Origin of the sequence: Microbacterium sp. S1037, assembly GCF_048381605.1 — a bacterium.
Lineage (GTDB): Bacteria > Actinomycetota > Actinomycetes > Actinomycetales > Microbacteriaceae > Microbacterium > Microbacterium testaceum_B.
The window spans coordinates 500466-517298 of the sequence record NZ_JBLWIG010000003.1 but is presented as its reverse complement, the minus strand read 5'-3'; the positions used below and the strand labels follow the sequence as shown (position 1 = coordinate 517298).

Genomic DNA, 16833 nt, shown 5'->3' with positions numbered 1-16833 from the left:
TGCCACACCCCCGCATCCGGGATCTTTCGTGTTCTGGATACATTGGACCCCTCGACGACACGATCGCCACCCCGCAGGGCGCCTTGCGTATACACTCAGCGGTGAACGGCGATGTCGAGGAGGCCAGCATGCGCGCGAGCGATCGGGCCTACGCAACCCTCCTCGAAGAGATCCAGACAGGCGTCCTCGCGCCGGGCACCGTCCTCGGCGAAGTCGAGCAGTCCGCCCGCCTGGGCGTGAGCCGGACTCCCCTGCGCACGGCTCTCGCTCGCCTGGCATCCGACGGACTCGTCGCCCAATCGTCCCCCCGGGTCACCGTCGTCACCGACGTGCAGAGCGACGACATCCGGGCGCTCTTCACCGTCCGCCGCGCCCTCGAGGAGACGGCGGCCCGCCTGGCCGCGGCATCGCCCTCGGCGAAAGCGTTCGCCCGTCTGGCGGACGCTTTCGCCGCCGCCGATCTTGACGGCGATACCGCCCGCGACGCGTATTACGCGCTCATCGCCGAGTTCGACGAGGAGATGGATGCCGCCGCCGACAACGACTATCTGGTCGGCGCGCTGCGCACCGTCCGCGCTCACCTCGTGCGCGTCCGACGTCTCGCCCGGTACCGCCCGGAACGACTCGCCGCCTCGGTCGCCGAGCACCGCCTGATCGCCTCGGCTATCGCGGCCGGCGACGGCGACCTCGCCGCGCACGCCGTCCACGTCCACCTGCACAACGCCCTCACCAGCATCCTCGACTCGCTCGAGACCTCCCCGACCCTCGCGTCCAGCACGCAATCCACCGGCCGAAAGAGAAGATCATGACGATCACGCACCACGTTCGTGTCCACCGCAGCGAAGAGAACCTGGCCCGTGAGGGACAACTCGCATGGTCTCTCGCGCGAGTCGCGGTCGACCCGGTGGCGGTCGACGCCGATGTGGCGGACATGATCATCAACCGGGTGATCGACAACGCCGCCGTCGCGGCGGCGTCGCTATCGCGCGAGCCGGTCAGCGCGGCGCGTCAGCAGGCGCTGGATCACGCGGTGTCGATCGGCGGGGCCGGGGCGACGGTGTTCGGGTGCGCGCTGGAGCGACGTTCGAGCCCGGAGTGGGCGGCGTGGGCGAACGGCGTCGCCGTGCGAGAACTCGACTACCACGACACGTTCCTCGCGGCGGATTACTCCCACCCCGGCGACAACATCCCCCCGATCCTCGCCGTCGCCCAGCACACCGGCCGTGACGGCGCCGCCGTGGTGCGGGCGCTGGCGACGGCGTACGAGGTGCAGATCGACCTGGTCCGCGCGATCAGCCTGCACAAGCACAAGATCGATCACGTCGCCCACCTCGGCCCCTCGGCCGCCGCCGGCATCGGCACCCTCCTCGGCCTCGATCAGGCCACGATCTACCAGGCGATCGGCCAAGCCCTCCACACCACCACCGCGACCCGCCAGTCCCGCAAGGGCGAGATCTCCACGTGGAAGGCGCACGCCCCCGCCTTCGCGGGGAAGATGGCGATCGAAGCCGTCGACCGTGCCATGCGGGGCGAGACGTCGCCTTCCCCGATCTACGAAGGCGAAGACGGTGTCATCGCCTGGCTGCTCGACGGCCCGACCGCCACCTACGACGTCCCGCTGCCGGGTGACGGGGAGTCCAAGCGGGCGATCCTCGACTCGTACACGAAGGAGCACTCCGCCGAATACCAGGCGCAGGCGTGGATCGATCTCGCCCGCAAGCTCCACCACGAGCGCCCCGACCTCACCGACCCGGCGAACATCGCCTCGATCGTGCTGCACACCAGCCACCACACGCACTACGTGATCGGCTCCGGCGCGAACGACCCGCAGAAGTACGACCCCACGGCCTCGCGCGAAACGCTGGATCACTCCATCCCGTACATCTTCGCCGTGGCGTTGCAGGACGGCGCCTGGCACCACGTCGACTCCTACGCCCCCGCACGCGCGGGCCGCCCGGACACCGTGGAACTCTGGCACAAGGTGACGACGGCGGAGGATGCAGAGTGGACCCGCCGGTACCACTCCGAGGACCCGAACGAGAAGGCGTTCGGCGGTCGCGTCGTCATCACCCTCACCGACGGGTCGACCCTGGAGGACGAGATCGCCGTCGCCGACGCCCACCCCCTCGGCGCCCGGCCGTTCGCCCGCGAGGACTACATCCGCAAGTTCCGGATCCTCGCCGAGCCCGTCCTGCTTCCCGAGGAGATCGATCGTTTCCTCGCCCTCGCCGAGCGCCTGCCCGAGCTCACCCCCGCCGAGGTCATGCAGCTCACCATCGTCGCGAAGCCCGGCGTCCTGGCATCCGCTCCCGCGCCCAAGGGACTCTTCTGATGCTGTACTCGTCGGTCTCGGCAGCCGAGAAGCGGCGGGCGTTCCGCGAGCGGTTGGCATCCGGCGAACTCCTCCGCTTCCCCGGGGCGTTCAACCCGCTCTCGGCCCGCCTCATCGAACGCAAGGGGTTCGAGGGCGTGTACATCTCGGGAGCGGTGCTGAGCGCCGATCTCGGGCTTCCCGACATCGGTCTGACCACCCTCACCGAAGTCGCCGGTCGCGGGCAGCAGATCGCCCGGATGACCGACCTCCCCGCGATCATCGACGCCGACACCGGTTTCGGCGAACCCATGAACGTCGCGCGGACCATCCAGACGCTCGAAGACGCGGGACTGGCCGGATGCCACATCGAAGACCAAATCAACCCGAAGCGGTGCGGCCACCTCGACGGGAAGGCGGTGGTCGACACCGACACCGCGATCAAGCGCGTCCGCGCGGCGGTCGATGCGCGGCGTGACGACAACTTCCTCGTCATGGCCCGCACCGACATCCGGGCCGTCGACGGTCTGGACGCCGCGATCGACCGCGCGCGACAGCTCGTCGACGCCGGAGCGGACGCGATCTTCCCCGAGGCGATGCGCACCCTCGCGGAGTTCGAGGCGGTGCGCGCGGCGGTCGACGTGCCGATCCTGGCGAACATGACCGAGTTCGGCAAGAGCGACCTCTTCAGCGTCGACGACCTGCGGAGCGTCGGCGTGAACATCGTCATCTGGCCGGTCTCGCTCCTGCGCCTCGCGATGGGGGCGGCCGACCGCGCGCTCGACGCTTTGCAGGTCGAAGGCCACCTGAAGAGCCAGCTCGCGCAGATGCAGCATCGCGCCGATCTCTACGACCTGATCGACTACGAGCAGTACAACCACTTCGACACGAACATCTTCGACTTCACCATCACGAAGGAGTGAGCATGGCTGACACCCAGGACGACATCAAGAAAGGCCTCGCCGGCGTCACGGTGGACTACACCGCCATCAGCAAGGTCAATCCCGAGACGAATTCGCTCCTGTACCGCGGGTATCCCGTGCAAGAGCTCGCCGCGACGCAGTCGTTCGAGGCCGTCGCCCTGCTGCTGTGGAACGGCGACCTGCCGACCGAGTCGGAGCGCGCGGAGTTCGAGACGTTCGAGCGCGCGAACCGCGACCTCGACGACGACATCAAGACCGTGATCGACCTGCTCCCGCTCGACGCTCACCCCATGGACGTCGTGCGGACCGCCGTCTCGGCGCTCGGCGCCTCGGCGGCCGACGTGGCCGACGTGGCCGACAACTCTCCGTCGGCCGATCTCGCCAAGGCGAAGCTGCTGTTCGCCAAGATCCCTGCGATGGTCGCGTACGACCAGCGCCGCCGACGGGGGCAGGGGCTGGTTCCGCCGCGAGAGGACCTGGATTACTCGCGCAACTTCCTCTGGATGACGTTCGGCGAAGAGCCGGTGGACATCGTCGCCGAGGCGTTCAACGTGTCGATGATCCTGTACGCCGAGCACTCGTTCAACGCCTCCACCTTCACGGCGCGCGTCATCACCTCGACGACCGCCGACCTGTATTCAGCCGTCGTCGGCGCCATCGGTGCCCTCAAGGGCGCTCTGCACGGAGGCGCGAACGAGGCGGTCATGCACATTTTCGACGAGATCGGTTCGGCCGAGCGGGTCGCGGGCTGGCTCGACGACGCCCTCGCGAACAAGCGGAAGATCATGGGCTTCGGGCACCGGGTCTACAAGAAGGGCGACTCTCGCGTTCCCACGATGAAGGCGGCCCTCGACACGCTCGTCGCCCACTACGGCGCTGACGAACTCGCCGCCCTGTACGACGAGCTCGAGACCGCGTTCGTCGCACGGAAGGGCATCTACCCGAACCTCGACTATCCGTCCGGACCGGCGTACCACCTCATCGGCTTCGACACCCTGACCTTCACCCCGCTGTTCGTCGCGGCCCGCGTCACGGGCTGGACGGCGCACATCATGGAGCAGACGGCATCCAACGCCCTCATCCGCCCGTTGTCGGCGTACAACGGCCCCGACGAACGGCATGTCGAGGGTTACGTCGCGTCCGAAGCGGACCGAGCTGCCGCCGCACGGCCAGAAGAGGCGTAGGAACGTCAGAGGGGGCGGGACCTGTGCGGTCCCGCCCCCTCTGACGTTCTCTTGGCTCAGGCGACGGTGAAGACGACCTCGACCTCGACCGGGCTGTCCAGCGGCAGAACGGGAACACCGACGGCGGAGCGTGCGTGGACCCCGGCGTCGCCGAAGACCTCGCCCAGGAACTCGCTCGCGCCGTTGATGACGCCGGGCTGCCCGGTGAATTCAGGGACGGATGCCACGAACCCGGTGAGCTTGAGCACGCCCGTCAGCTTGTCGACACCGCCGGCGACGGCCGCAGCCGCCGCGAGGGCGTTGAGCGCGCACTGACGCGCGTAGGTCTTGGCATCCGCGGGACTCACGAGACCCTCGGACTCGCCGACCTTGCCCGTGGCAGGCAGGGCGCCCTGCACCATCGGCAGCTGACCGGAGGTGTAGATGAGATCGCCGTGCTGCTTCGCGGGAATGTAGGCCGCCACCGGCGGGACGACCGAGGGGACCTCGACACCGAGCTCGGCGAGACGCTCCGCGACGCTCACTGCTGGCCCTCGAACTGACGTGCAGCGGCCTCGGCTGCCCCGAGGCCCGCGTTGGCGGTGCCGCCGCCGGTCGGGCGCTTGAAGTAGGCCACGAGGCCGCCTTCGGGGCCGGTGACGACCTGCACGAGCTCCCACCCCTGCTTTCCCCAGTTGTTGAGGATCGCCGCGGTGTTGTGGATCAACAGCGGCGTGGTGAGGTACTCCCACGTGGTCATTCGCAGCTCCCGGAGGTGACTCGGATGCCGCGCACGAGATGTGCGCGGCCAGGACGCGTACGCGCGCGAGCGCACGCCATCGAGGCATCGCCCAGCAACGTCGCTTAGCATCAACCCTATGCCTGAGAACAAACGAACGGCTAGCGGTGCGCTCGGCGGCATCCTCGGCCTCGTCGGTCTGAGCACGGCCGCCGGTGTTCTGCTGACCGCCGCTGTCACCCCGGCGATCGCCGTGTCGGGTGCCGCCGCCAGCAGCGCCATCACGATCTTCGACAACATGCCGAGCTACCTGCAGCCTGACGCGCTCATGCTGCCCACGACGCTCATGGCCGGCGACCGGGTCCTCGCGAAGTTCTACGACCAGAACCGCTCACCCGTCACGTTCGACCAGGTGAACCCCGTCATGTACGACGCGATCCTCTCCTCCGAGGACCCGCGGTACTACCAGCACGGCGGCGTCGACCTCATCGGTACCACCCGTGCGCTGCTCAGCAACGCCTCCGGCGGCGAGACCCAGGGTGGCTCGTCGATCAGCCAGCAGTACGTCAAGAACGTGCTCGTGCAGCGCTGCGAGCGCGACGCCAAAGCGACGGACGGCTCCGACGGCCAGCCCGCGCAGACGCGCGACGAGGCCCTGCAGGCGTGCGCCCTCGAGGCGATCCAGTCCGACGGCGTCGCGGGCTACCAGCGCAAGCTGCAGGAGATGCGGTACGCCATCCAGCTCGAGAAGCAGTACACGAAGGATCAGATCCTCCTCGGGTACCTCAACATCGCGAACTTCGGCGGCGTGACCTACGGCATCGACGCAGCCGCCAAGTACTACTTCAACGTCCCGGCCGCGCAGCTGAACGTGGGCCAGGCCGCCGTCCTCGCGGGCATGGTGCAGAACCCGAACCGCTTCCGCATCGACCGCCCGGAAGGGTCCATCAGCGACGGCGAGACGTCGTGGAACAAGGCACCCGACGGGTCGATCGACGACGTCGACCAGAGCACCATCCAGGCGCTCTACACACTGCGCGACAACGGTGAGATCACGCAGGAGCAGCTCGTGAACGCCGCCGACGGCTACAGCGAGACCAAGGGTCGCCAGCTGTATGTCCTCAGCCGCATGGAAGCGGACGGCAAGATCACGCACGAGCAGTACGTCGCGGCGGCCATCGAGCCGATCACCCCGCAGATCACCGCGACCGACCAGGGCTGCGCGAACTCGGGCGCCCCGTACTTCTGCCAGTACGTCGTCGCGACGATCCTGAACGACCCCGCCTTCGGCGCCACCGTCGACGACCGCGTCGACGCGCTCCGCCAGGACGGTCTCACGATCCAGACCACGCTCGACTGGCGTATTCAGGATGCCGCGCAGACCGCGATGAACGAGAACGCGCCGCAGAGCTTCGAGGGGATGAAGTTCGGTTCCACCGCGGTCAGCATGGAGGCCAAGACCGGCCGCATCCTCGGCATCGCGCAGAACACGAAGTTCACGCAGGATCCCACGCAGGCCGAGTCGGACCCCGCCTACAACTCCATCGTCTTCGCGGGAGACAAGGACACCGGCGGTTCCATCGGCTTCAACGCAGGGTCGACCTTCAAGCTCTTCACACTCGTGGACTGGCTGGAGAAGGGCCACTCGCTCAACGAGAACCTCAACGGTCGCCTGCGTCCGGTGCCGAACATGAAGAACTCCTGTTACGGCGACTGGATCAACGGGGGCGGCACCATCATCAACAACTTCGCGTCCGACCCGGGTTACTACGGCACCCCGATGACCTTCACCAAGAACTCGCTCAATACCGGGTACCTCGCGATGGCCGCACAGCTCGACCTCTGCGACATCGCCAAGGTCGCCAAGAAGCTCGGCGTCACCCGTGGCGACGGCACCGACATCGAGATGCGGGTCGCCAACAACGTCATCGGCGATGACAACGTCTCTCCGATCGCGATGGCCGGCGCCTACGCGACGGTCGCCAACGGCGGCACCCACTGCCAGCCGAAGGTCATCGACAAGGTGACGGACAGCGACGGTGCCGAGCGTCCGATCCCCGACCGCCAGTGCACGCCCGGTACCCTGACGCCCGAGGTGTCCGCCGCGGCCGCTTACGCTCTGCAGGGGGTCATGACCGGCGGCGGAACCGGACAGTCGGCCAACCCGTTCGACGGAACCGCCCTGATCGGCAAGACCGGTACCCACGAGGGCTGGAACACGTGGATGATCGAGTCTTCGACCAACGTCACCACCGCGGTGTGGGTCGGCAACTGGGAGGGCACCGAGACCCTGTTCGGCAAGTATTGGAACGGGCAACAGCTCTCGAACATGAGGTACACGATCGCCGAGGGCGCTCAGAGCGCCGCGGACGAGTTCTACGGAGGGGACGCCTTCCCCCAGCCGCCGTCGAACCTGACGCGCACGATCCAGCGCGACCTGCCGAACGTGGTGGGCAAGAGCATCGACGACGCCCGATCGACGCTCGAGTCCGCAGGCTTCAGCGTGACCGTGGGCTCCCCCGTCGATTCCGACATGGGCGGCGATCGCGTCGCGGCACAGAACCCCGGTGGGGGAACGGCGCCCGCGGGATCGACGATCACGATCAGCCCCGGCAACGGCCAGGGCGCCACGGTGCCGGACGTGTCCGGGAACCCCGTCAGCTCCGCCCGGGCCGCTCTGCTCGCCGCAGGCTTCGGGACCGTTTCGATCGGCAGCTGCGAGAAGGACGCGAGCGCACCCGCCGAGGGCCGCGTGACGGGGACGAACCCCGCCGCAGGGACCGCGACGAACAAGAACACCCCGGTGTCGCTGAGCATCGCCGCGAAGGACTGCCCGTGACCCGTCCCGCAGTAACGGCCGCCCTCGCACCCCTCGGGGTTGCGGGGGCGGCCGCTGTAGGCGCCGCGGTCTGGGGCGTCGGCATCGAGCGCTACCTCTTCACGGTCCGCTACCACGCCCTCCGTGTCCTTCCGAAGGGCGCGGAACCGATTCGCGTCCTCCACGTGTCGGACGCGCACATGGCTCCGTGGCAACACCGTAAGCAGGAATGGATGGCCCGGCTCGCTGACCTGTCGCCCGACCTCGTCGTGAACACGGGCGACAATCTCGGCCACCGCGACGGGCTCACCGGCATCCGTACCGCTTTCGCACCCCTGCGCGGCATCCCCGGGCTCGTGGTGCACGGATCGAACGACTTCCAAGAGCCGTCGCCGCGCAATCCCCTGCGGTACTTCCTCGGCCCCTCCGGGAACGTCCCCGCCCACAAGCACCTCGACGTCGAAGCTCTCGACCGATTCTTCTCCGACGACCTCGGCTGGAACATCCTCGACGACACCGCCGTATCGCTCGAGGTGAAGGGTGTGCGCATCACGGCGTTCGGAGTGAACGACGCCCACCGCAAGTGGGACCGCCCCGACCAGATTCCGCCGGTCCTGGCGACTCTGGATGCCGCCGACCTCACGCTCGGAGTGATGCACGCCCCGTACCGTCGAACGCTCGACACGTTCACCGACCTGGGGGCGGACATCCTTCTCGCGGGACACACCCACGGCGGTCAGGTGCGAGTGCCCTTCAGCCGCAAAGCACTCGTGTCCAACTGCGACCTCCCGCTCGACCAGGCGCGCGGCCTCAGCGAGTGGTCCCACAGCGGCCGCTCGGTGCCCTTGAACGTGAGCGCGGGCCTCGGCCACTCCATCTACGCACCCGTTCGTTTCGGGTGTCGACCGGAGGCGACGCTGCTCACGCTGCTGCCCCGCTGACCGCTTCTGCACACCGTCCGAAGGGGCCGTTCCGTCCACGGAACGGCCCCTTCGCCCGTTTCGCGGACTCGTCACGAAGCGAAGATCGAGTCTCTCAATCGAAGGGACTCTCCATGCATCACCCCCGCTCCTCCCGACCTCCCCGACGTCGACGCGCGCTGCTCGCCGTGCTCGCTCTGGTCGCTACCGCCACAGCCCTCTTCGCCGCGCCGGCGACGGCTGCTGATCGCGGAACGGGATTCGGCACGTGGGCACCCCTGTCCTCCACGGGATGGCACGGGTCCATGCGCGTCGGCGCCGTTCACACGTACTGCATCCATCCCGGACTGCCCGTCGCGACGGGAACGACGACCGACCTCGGCGTCAGCTCCGACGTACGGGGGCTCAGCGCCCAGCAGCTCGTCTCGATCAACCATCTCGTTTCCACGTACGGCCAGACCGACGATCCCGTCCAGGCCGCGAGCGTGGGGTGGGCCGTCAAGGCGATCGTCGACCGCGACACCACGCTTCACTCCTGGGGGTACAGCGGAGACTCGCTCAGCGAAGCGATCGACTACATCATGCGCCGCGCCAGCCCGGAGAACAGCGCGGCGATCCAGACACGGGTCGAGCAGTACCTCACCGAGGCCGCCGCGGTTCGCGTGCCGCGCGTCGGCGGCTCCCTCACCCTGACGACTGCCGCCGACGAGCCGACCGAGGGCACAATCGTCGCCGACGTCGACCCCGACGCGAGTGGCGTCCTGCGCCTCGAGAACGCCGTATTCGCCGACACCGGCTCCGCGGAACGGAACGACGTCCGAGCCGGCGTCGTCTACTCGATCTCTGCTCCCCGCCCGGAGGGCAGCGACGGGCGTCCGTACACCGTTCGCGCGTCCGGGACGTTCACCGTGCGCGCGGCTGCGGTGCGCCTGTACAGCACGCCCGGTCAGCAGGAGTCCGCGGGTCCCGCGGATCCGCAGACCTTCGTCCTCGCCACGGAGGACACCTCCGCGCGCCCCGTGCAGTTCCGCCCTCGGATCGAGACCTCGGCTCGCATCGAGAATGATCGGTTCATCGATGACGTGACCGTCTCCGTCGACGACGGCGTGTGGCCGCGCCTCGCGGACGGCTCCTTCGTCCCGCTCAGCGCGACGGCCGATCTCTACCGGACCGGGGCATTCCCCGCGGAGTCGGACGAGGTGCCCTCGAACCTCTCCCCCGTGGCCCGACTCACGCTGGCGACGGATCCCGCCCGAGGACCGGGCACCTACCGGGTTGAGCTCGCCGACCGTCTTCCGGGTCCGGGCGTGTACACCGCCGTCTGGCGGATCTCCCGCGATGAGCAGGACCCGGCTGTCGCGCCGCACCTGCCTCGGGGATACGCCTGGGCCGAACGCTTCGCCTCCCCGTCGCAGACGGAGCAGCTCGCCCCCACGCCACCGTCGCACACGCCGACGCCGACGGTCGCTCCGACGACATCGCCGGCTCCGTCGGCGTCACCCGCTCCCACGGCCCTCGCCGCCACGGGCGTCTCGAGCGCCTCCGCGGGCGGAGCCGCCGTCGGAGGAATCATCGCGATCGTGCTCGGCACCGGGGCAGCCATCGTCGCGAGGCGCCGCCCGACACGTCACCCCTGACGCGCGTCGCTGACATCCGGCGGGCAACGTCCCGCCCGATGTGCGGGGCCAATATCCGCGGCCGATGTCCGGGGCCGATGTCCTCGCGGGAGCCCGTCCGTACGCCGCGGGCGGAGCTTCCGCGAGGACACGCCCCGCAACCGACACTCCCGTTGTGCACGCCGATTGGGCGCACGTCCGCGGACGGGGTAGACTTTCAGGGTTGGCCACGGGGTGTGGCGCAGCTTGGTAGCGCGCGTCGTTCGGGACGACGAGGCCGCAGGTTCAAATCCTGTCACCCCGACCACTGTCCTCATCCGGACGAGAGAAGCGCTCGAACCCTTCACGGGTCCGAGCGCTTCTCTCTTTCCACCCCGGCCCCGCTCGGCTCCCAGCACGAGACGCAGCCACAGCGAGGCGCGCACGCCCCACCCTGGCGCACACGCGCCCCCCTCGCCCGCATGCGCCCCACGAGCGATCGCTGCCCGGGACCGACGAGAGCAGCGGGCATCCCGCGTGAGGTCCGGCTGCCTCGCCCCGGACACATCGCTCCCCCCGGCCGCCGGCGAACGGCCACGTCGGCGCCCTTCATCTCGGTTGCACGCGACCGCGGACGGCGGGCGGGGGGACGCGTGCCCAAATCTTCGCGTGGGTCGAGCGAACCCCTGCACATAGAAAAGCACCCCGGTGCTCCGCAAAGGAGCACCGGGGTGCTTTCAGTCAGTCGTGCTTAGCGCTCGACGCGACGCAGGCGACGGTAGCCGAGAGCACCGACTCCACCGAGCAGGAGCGCAACGGCACCCCAGGCCAGCGGGGCCGGGTCACCCATACCGGTGACGGGCAGCTTGCCGCCACCGTTACCACCACCGGCGGGGCCGGGGGTCGCGGTGGGCGACGGGCTCGGCGCCGGGGCGGCCGCGACCGCGAAGCTCACCGAGGCGGAGCTCGAAACGCTGTCGATCGTCTGCGTGGCGACGACCGTGTAGGCGCCCTCACCGAGCGCGTCCTTCAGCGCGACGGACCACTTGCCGTCCTTGACCGTGGCCTGACCCACCTTGGCGTCGTTCACGGTGACCGACACGACGGCGCCGTTCACACCGGTACCCGAGACCGAGGTCGGGATGGCGTCACCGCTGTAGGTGGCACCGTCCTGGATACCCGTGATCGTGGGAGCCGTGGGAGCAACGGTGAACGACGAGGTCGCCTCAGCCGAGGTCTCGCCGTCACGCGCCTGCGAGGCGGTAACGGTGTAGTTGCCGTAGCCGAGGTCGGCCTTGACCGACCAGGTGCCGTCAGCGGCGACCTTGGCGGTGCCGTCGACATCGCCCTCGACCGTGACCGTGGCGCCGGCGAGGCCGGTGCCCGAGATCGCCGTGACCTCGGTCTCGACGGTGGAGCCGTTGGCGGGCGTCGTGATGACCGGCGCCTCAGCCTTGACCTCGACGGAAGCGTCGACCTTCGACGACTTGTTGTAGCCGTTGACCGCGGTCATCGAGAAGGCGAACGTGCCGAGCTTGTCGGGCGCGTTGAACGTCCAGTTGCCGTTGCCGTCGACGGGCACGTCGAACGTGTCACCCGAAGCGGGCGTGACCTTCAGCGTGGTGCCGGCCGGGGCGGTACCCGTGATGGGAGCGCCGACGCCGACCGTGCCGCCGTTGGCGGGCGAGGTCAGTGCGGGGTCGTCGATCTTGATGGCGACGGTGTAGCCACCCGTCTGGGCGAGACCCTGCTGCAGGTCAGCGGCCCACATCCAGGTGCCCGACTCCGTACCACCGGAGACGAGACCGACGGCGGTGTTGCCCTGGATGACAGCGCCACCCGAGTCGCCGGGGGCACCGACGCGCTGGTCACTGACGACGGCGAAGCCGTAGACCCAGCGGAACGTCCCGTCGGGCTTGCCGATGCGGGACCAGCCCTCGACGGCGTCGACGGTTCCGGTGGTGAAGCCGGTGGTGCGACCCGACTTCGAGGCGGCCTGGCCGACCTGGGCCGAGCCCACGGCGCGCACGTCGATGGTCGACGCGGCGAGGTCTTCCGACGAAGCCGTCTTCCAGTCGGTGACCTTCGGAAGAAGGTCGAGGTCTTCGTTGGTCACGTCGATGGTCGAGATGTCGACCGAGTTGACGTCGCCTTCCGAACCCTGCGAGTTGTCGGGGCCACCGAACTGCCAGAACGACAGCGAGCCGAGCGCCGCCATCGGCTCCGACTGGCTTCCGCCGCCGGCGGGGTCGCTGCTGGGGACGGTCAGGATGCTGCGGTCGATGACGCCGTCGACGGCGCAGTGACCGGCGGAGATGACCGCGGGGTCGCCCTTCGGGGTCCAGCCGCTGAATCCGACCGAGCAGTATCCGCCGTTGGACGGGTCGGCCGACTCGTAGCCCAGGTACCCGGCGCCACCCACGACGTCGTTCTCGGCCAGAGCCGAGAACTCGCTGTCGATGTGCTGGACCTTGACGTTCGACTTGGTCTGGACGAAGGACTTGGCCTCGCCCTCCAGGTTCGACTCCTCGGCGGTGGTGAACACGACCACGTTGCCTTCGCCGTCCTTGGCGACCGCCTGGACCTGGTCGCCGCTGCTGAGCAGCTCGCGAGCGGTCGAGTCGAACTCAGGACCTGCCGTGGGTGCGATCGACTGATTGTCACCGGCGAAGGCCACCGCGGGGGCCAGAAGGCCGGTCGCAGTGAGCGCGAGAGCGGCGGACGCAGCGACCCACCCCGTGCGCTTCATGTTTCTTGTCATCGTCTCATCTCGTGTGTGTCGGTGGAACGACGCGCGAAACGGTCGGGGATCGCGTTCGGGCCCCCACCCACCTCACAGCGTCGACGCCTACCCTACGACAAGCTGAACGTTTGTTATGAAAGTATTTTCGTATTCGGTCGAAAATGAGGAGAATCTCATGTTCAGAAGTCTTCTCACCGCAGCCGCCTTCTCCGCCGTCGGTATCGGCCTGGCAGGCTGCGCCGCGGCAGCGGGGGCGACGGAGAGCGCGTCGGAAGACGGCCGCTGGGAGGCCGAGGGGCCTGCATTCCTCATCCTCGAGAACGGCGACCTGCGAGGAAGCGACGGATGCAACGGCATCCTGGGTTCGTACACGGTCACGGACGGCAGAGTGGAGGTCACGCGCGGCGCGTCGACCCTCCGCGCGTGCCCGGACGTCGACACGTGGCTGCGCAGCTTGTCGAGCGCCATCATCGATGGCGACACCATGACCGTCCTCGACGGCGACGGAGCCACGATCGGTACCCTCACGCGCAAGGCCTGACCGCGCAGGCCTGAAGCTCGGCCCGCCCACCGTCGTCGATGTGCCGACACGCCTAGAATCGGCTGAAGCCGCGCGGTCACCCGCGTCCGGCGAACGCAGACCGTGCCGCCACCCGCGATGCGGCCACTACCGCTCAGGAGCACCGTGCCCGACACCACGCCCCGTCTCGTCGCCTTCGATCTCGACGACACGCTCGCCCCGTCCAAGACCGCGATCGATCCTCGTATCGGCGACCTCCTGCTCGCTCTCGCGGAGCGCGTAGAGGTCGCGATCATCTCCGGCGGCCAGCTGCAGCAGTTCCGGTCGCAGGTGGTCGAGAGACTGCCGCAGACCGATCCGGCGCTCCTCGACCATCTGCACCTCATGCCGACGTGCGGCACGCAGTACTACCGTCTCGGCGCCGACGGCATCCTGACCGTCTACGCCCACTCCCTCACCGAAGATGAGAAGACGCGGGCGCTGTCCGCCGTCCGCGAGGAGGCCGAGCGTCTCGGCCTCTGGGAAGCCGAACCGTGGGGCGAGATCCTCGAGGACCGCGGCTCTCAGATCACCTTCTCGGCGCTCGGTCAAAGCGCGCCGCTCGACGCGAAGATGGCGTGGGACCCGACCGGGGAGAAGAAGAACAGCCTTCGCGAGGCCGTCGCAGCCCGCATCCCCGACCTCGAGGTCCGCTCCGGCGGCTCGACCTCGGTCGACATCACCCACCGGGGCATCGACAAGGCCTACGGCATGCGCCAGTTGGCCGATGCCACCGGCATCCCCCTCGACGACATGCTCTTCGTCGGCGACCGCCTCGACCCGGACGGCAACGACTACCCCGTGCTCGCCATGGGCGTCGCGTGCCACGCGGTCCACGGCTGGGAAGACACGGCCGACTACCTCGACGAGCTCATTCCGACGCTGCCGGTCCGCGCCCAGGTCTGACGCCCGCATCATTCGACGAACGCCGCCTCGATCACGAGGCGGCGTTCTTCGTCGTCGGGACCCGCGGTGGGGCTAGAGGATCTGGCCGATCGGTTCGCGCTTCTCCGCCTGGAACCGATCCTCCGTGCGCCCGTACGCCCAGTAGCCCGACAACGAGACCTGCGCGCGAGGCAGACCCCATCGCCCGAAGACCACGTCCCGCAAGCCCTTCATGGCCTCACGCTCACCGTGCGCGAACACGTGACCGCGTCCCGCCGGAGGGGTCCATCCGGCAACCGCGTCGACGAGCGCGCGGGTCGTGCCCGCCGGCGCGGTACCCCGGAGGACCCACTCGACGCGGACCCCTTCCGGGGCTGCGAGCGGCACGTGTTCGTCGGGCCCCTGCACCTCGAGGAAGGCGACTCCCACGGCGTCCGCGGAGAGAGCCTCGAGAGCGGCGGCGATCGCCGGGATGGCGGACTCGTCTCCGGCCAGAAGGTGCCAGTCCGCCTCAGGATCGGGCGCGTAACCGCCTCCCGGCGACGAGACGACCAGACGCTCCCCCGGCTGCGCCCGAGCCGCCCAGGGACCCGCCAGACCCTCGTCGCCGTGCACGACGAAGTCGATCGCGAGCTCGTCGCCGACGACCTCTCGCACCGTGTAGGTCCGCGTGACGGGAAGGTCCTCCGGGGCCAGGCTGTCCCGCAGTGCCGCGAGATCGTAGGGCGGCTCCAGACCGAGCTCCGGTTTCACGAAGGTGATCTTGACGTATCGGTCGGTGTAGGGATTCTCGCGGAACACCGAGAGGTCGGCTCCCCGCGCCCGGATGCGGACCAGATGCGGTGTGAGTCGCTCGGTGGCGACGACCTCGAGCACGTGCTGCGGGCGGGGCGGTCGAACGGGGCGGTCGGTCATGGGAGTCCTCTCTCCGGGCGGGCGCCCACGGGCGCTGTGTCGATGATCGCCGCGCGGACGCTCTCGTCGTCGACGGGCGCCCCGAGCTCCTCGGCGACCTGCCGGAAGTATCCGGCGATGTGCCCACGGACGGCGTCTCGTGCGGCGCTGCCGTCCCCGCGACCCACGGCTGCGACGATGTCGCGGTGCTCGCTCCGCAATCGCTGCGCGGTCGTCGTCCAGTCGCTCATGCGGGCCGCTCCGAGCTGGGTGTAGGACTCGATCGAGCTGCGCAGTCCCGCCATCATCGCCGCGATGACCGCGTTGCCGGAGGCCTCGGCGAGCGCTTGGTGCAGCCGCGCGTCGAGCGCGAGGAACTCCTCGGGAGAGAGCTCGCCCGCGTCCATGGCATCCAGGATCTCGTGGACCTCGCCGAGGTCGGCCGCGGCATCCGACGCGAGGCGCTCCACGACATCGCCCTCGAGCACGACGCGGGTGCGCACGACGTCGGCGATCGGGAACCCGTTCGCGGCGACCTGCAACCGCAGGAAAGCGGCGAGTCCGCCGCGCGGGGTGGTGACGATCATCGCTCCCGCGCTCGGGCCCGATCCGGTCGCGGTCCGCACGACCCCGAGGACCTCGAGAACACGAATGGCCTCGCGCACGCTCGAACGACCTACTCCGAGTACCGACGCCAGTTCTCTCTCGGGCGTCAGCCGATCACCGGGAGACAGGCGCCCCTCGCGCAGGTCCGCCTCGATGCGCTCGAGAACGACCTGCCACGCGCGCGGTGCGGTGTCCGGCATGGCATCCCCTGTCCCGTCCGGCCGGGCCGATGTGGCCGGACCACATCAGCCTACGCGCGGTGGTCAGGCCTCGGCGGGCGTGGCGTAACCGGCCGGATTCGTCGTCTGCCAGTTCCAGTAGTCGCGGCAGGCGTCGTCGATGGTGAGGCGCGTGCGCCACCCGAGCACCTCGGCCGCCTTGGTGGGGTCGCAGTACGTGGCGGCGACGTCGCCGGGTCGACGGGCGAGGATCCGCTTCGGGAGCTCATGCCCGACGGCCTTCTCGAACGAGGCGACGAGCTCGAGCACGCTCACCGGTCGCCCCGTGCCGAGGTTGAAGACCTGGTGCCCCGGCTGCGCCTGCTCGAGCGCGGCGACGTGTCCCTCGGCCAGGTCGACGACGTGGATATAGTCGCGCAGACCGGTGCCGTCGGGGGTGTCGTAGTCGTCCCCGAAGACGCCGACCTCGTCGAGCGTTCCGATCGCGACCCGCGAGAC

At 69.3% G+C, this 16833-nt stretch carries 15 protein-coding genes and 1 tRNA gene; 10 read left to right on the top strand and 6 right to left on the bottom strand.

The genetic code is table 11. From position 1 onward, the window contains the following. The first annotated feature begins 128 nt into the window (after window positions 1–128). The 4 genes from ACMW4R_RS17490 to ACMW4R_RS17475 are packed head-to-tail and all read left to right on the top strand — an operon-like array spanning window position 129 to window position 4418. Entirely contained in the window at window positions 129–809 is a 681-nt protein-coding gene (locus ACMW4R_RS17490) for a GntR family transcriptional regulator (protein ID WP_418300648.1), read from the top strand. Continuing rightward, on the top strand, window positions 806–2332 hold the full coding sequence (locus ACMW4R_RS17485) for an MmgE/PrpD family protein (protein ID WP_058614320.1): 1527 nt from the start codon (window positions 806–808) through the stop codon (window positions 2330–2332). Before ACMW4R_RS17490 ends, ACMW4R_RS17485 begins: the two co-directional genes overlap by 4 nt. Further along, window positions 2332–3234 (top strand): methylisocitrate lyase, encoded by a 903-nt coding sequence (prpB, locus tag ACMW4R_RS17480; protein ID WP_058614321.1) that lies wholly within the window; start codon window positions 2332–2334, stop codon window positions 3232–3234. The genes ACMW4R_RS17485 and prpB overlap by 1 nt, the downstream gene beginning before the upstream one ends. 2 nt (window positions 3235–3236) lie before the next feature. Further along, on the top strand, window positions 3237–4418 hold the full coding sequence (locus ACMW4R_RS17475) for a bifunctional 2-methylcitrate synthase/citrate synthase (RefSeq protein WP_418300540.1): 1182 nt from the start codon (window positions 3237–3239) through the stop codon (window positions 4416–4418). Window positions 4419–4474: 56 nt separating this feature from the next. Here the strand turns inward: ACMW4R_RS17475 and ACMW4R_RS17470 are convergent, their stop codons facing one another. Both ACMW4R_RS17470 and ACMW4R_RS17465 read right to left on the bottom strand, forming a co-directional pair. Then, window positions 4475–4942, bottom strand: coding sequence for a RidA family protein (locus ACMW4R_RS17470; RefSeq protein ID WP_058627886.1), 468 nt, complete (start codon window positions 4940–4942; stop codon window positions 4475–4477). Continuing rightward, the gene (locus tag ACMW4R_RS17465) at window positions 4939–5157 is read right to left on the bottom strand and encodes a hypothetical protein (protein ID WP_013585749.1); all 219 of its coding nucleotides are present in this window, start codon (window positions 5155–5157) and stop codon (window positions 4939–4941) included. The genes ACMW4R_RS17470 and ACMW4R_RS17465 overlap by 4 nt, the downstream gene beginning before the upstream one ends. A gap of 118 nt (window positions 5158–5275) precedes the next feature. Between ACMW4R_RS17465 and ACMW4R_RS17460 the strand changes: the two genes are divergently transcribed. The 4 genes from ACMW4R_RS17460 to ACMW4R_RS17445 all read left to right on the top strand — a co-directional run bounded on the left by ACMW4R_RS17460 (window position 5276) and on the right by ACMW4R_RS17445 (window position 10797). Then, the gene (locus ACMW4R_RS17460) at window positions 5276–7975 is read left to right on the top strand and encodes a transglycosylase domain-containing protein (RefSeq protein WP_058614605.1); all 2700 of its coding nucleotides are present in this window, start codon (window positions 5276–5278) and stop codon (window positions 7973–7975) included. Then, window positions 7972–8895, top strand: coding sequence for a metallophosphoesterase (locus ACMW4R_RS17455; protein ID WP_058614604.1), 924 nt, complete (start codon window positions 7972–7974; stop codon window positions 8893–8895). The genes ACMW4R_RS17460 and ACMW4R_RS17455 overlap by 4 nt, the downstream gene beginning before the upstream one ends. Window positions 8896–9008: 113 nt before the next feature. After that, window positions 9009–10511 carry a hypothetical protein gene (locus tag ACMW4R_RS17450; protein ID WP_153004751.1) on the top strand — a complete coding sequence of 501 codons (1503 nt, stop codon included), beginning with the start codon at window positions 9009–9011 and terminating at the stop codon, window positions 10509–10511. Between the two features lie 209 nt (window positions 10512–10720). After that, window positions 10721–10797 (top strand) — tRNA-Pro (locus ACMW4R_RS17445). Between the two features lie 423 nt (window positions 10798–11220). Here the strand turns inward: ACMW4R_RS17445 and ACMW4R_RS17440 are convergent. Further along, window positions 11221–13230, bottom strand: a complete 2010-nt coding sequence (locus ACMW4R_RS17440; protein WP_153001282.1) for a hypothetical protein — start codon at window positions 13228–13230, stop codon at window positions 11221–11223. A 157-nt stretch (window positions 13231–13387) separates the two neighbouring features. Here ACMW4R_RS17440 and ACMW4R_RS17435 point away from each other — a divergent pair, with 157 nt between their 5' ends. Together ACMW4R_RS17435 and ACMW4R_RS17430 are read left to right on the top strand one after the other, a co-directional pair. Then, window positions 13388–13753 (top strand): META domain-containing protein, encoded by a 366-nt coding sequence (locus ACMW4R_RS17435; RefSeq protein WP_058614602.1) that lies wholly within the window; start codon window positions 13388–13390, stop codon window positions 13751–13753. A 117-nt stretch (window positions 13754–13870) separates the two neighbouring features. After that, window positions 13871–14677: an HAD-IIB family hydrolase gene (locus ACMW4R_RS17430; protein WP_058597218.1), complete on the top strand. Its 807-nt coding sequence runs from the start codon at window positions 13871–13873 to the stop codon at window positions 14675–14677. A 72-nt stretch (window positions 14678–14749) separates the two neighbouring features. Here ACMW4R_RS17430 and ACMW4R_RS17425 read toward each other — a convergent pair whose 3' ends face one another. The 3 genes from ACMW4R_RS17425 to ACMW4R_RS17415 all read right to left on the bottom strand — a co-directional run. After that, window positions 14750–15571 (bottom strand): siderophore-interacting protein, encoded by an 822-nt coding sequence (locus ACMW4R_RS17425; RefSeq protein WP_058614601.1) that lies wholly within the window; start codon window positions 15569–15571, stop codon window positions 14750–14752. Further along, on the bottom strand, window positions 15568–16356 hold the full coding sequence (locus tag ACMW4R_RS17420) for a FadR/GntR family transcriptional regulator (protein WP_058614600.1): 789 nt from the start codon (window positions 16354–16356) through the stop codon (window positions 15568–15570). Before ACMW4R_RS17420 ends, ACMW4R_RS17425 begins: the two co-directional genes overlap by 4 nt. 63 nt (window positions 16357–16419) lie before the next feature. Continuing rightward, a partial coding sequence (locus tag ACMW4R_RS17415; protein WP_418300539.1) for a GDP-mannose 4,6-dehydratase occupies window positions 16420–16833 on the bottom strand: 414 nt, incomplete at its 5' end.

Bases quoted from the DNA above. Each gene is read 5' to 3' on its own strand.
- ACMW4R_RS17465 (WP_013585749.1), bottom strand. From the start codon at position 5,157: ATGACCACGTGGGAGTACCTCACCACGCCGCTGTTGATCCACAACACC.
- ACMW4R_RS17420 (WP_058614600.1), bottom strand. From the start codon at position 16,356: ATGCCGGACACCGCACCGCGCGCGTGGCAGGTCGTTCTCGAGCGCATC.
- ACMW4R_RS17450 (WP_153004751.1), top strand. From the start codon at position 9,009: ATGCATCACCCCCGCTCCTCCCGACCTCCCCGACGTCGACGCGCGCTG.
- prpB (WP_058614321.1), top strand. From the start codon at position 2,332: ATGCTGTACTCGTCGGTCTCGGCAGCCGAGAAGCGGCGGGCGTTCCGC.
- ACMW4R_RS17425 (WP_058614601.1), bottom strand. From the start codon at position 15,571: ATGACCGACCGCCCCGTTCGACCGCCCCGCCCGCAGCACGTGCTCGAG.
- ACMW4R_RS17435 (WP_058614602.1), top strand. From the start codon at position 13,388: ATGTTCAGAAGTCTTCTCACCGCAGCCGCCTTCTCCGCCGTCGGTATC.
- ACMW4R_RS17430 (WP_058597218.1), top strand. From the start codon at position 13,871: ATGCGGCCACTACCGCTCAGGAGCACCGTGCCCGACACCACGCCCCGT.
- ACMW4R_RS17475 (WP_418300540.1), top strand. From the start codon at position 3,237: ATGGCTGACACCCAGGACGACATCAAGAAAGGCCTCGCCGGCGTCACG.
- ACMW4R_RS17440 (WP_153001282.1), bottom strand. From the start codon at position 13,230: ATGACAAGAAACATGAAGCGCACGGGGTGGGTCGCTGCGTCCGCCGCT.
- ACMW4R_RS17485 (WP_058614320.1), top strand. From the start codon at position 806: ATGACGATCACGCACCACGTTCGTGTCCACCGCAGCGAAGAGAACCTG.
- ACMW4R_RS17490 (WP_418300648.1), top strand. From the start codon at position 129: ATGCGCGCGAGCGATCGGGCCTACGCAACCCTCCTCGAAGAGATCCAG.
- ACMW4R_RS17460 (WP_058614605.1), top strand. From the start codon at position 5,276: ATGCCTGAGAACAAACGAACGGCTAGCGGTGCGCTCGGCGGCATCCTC.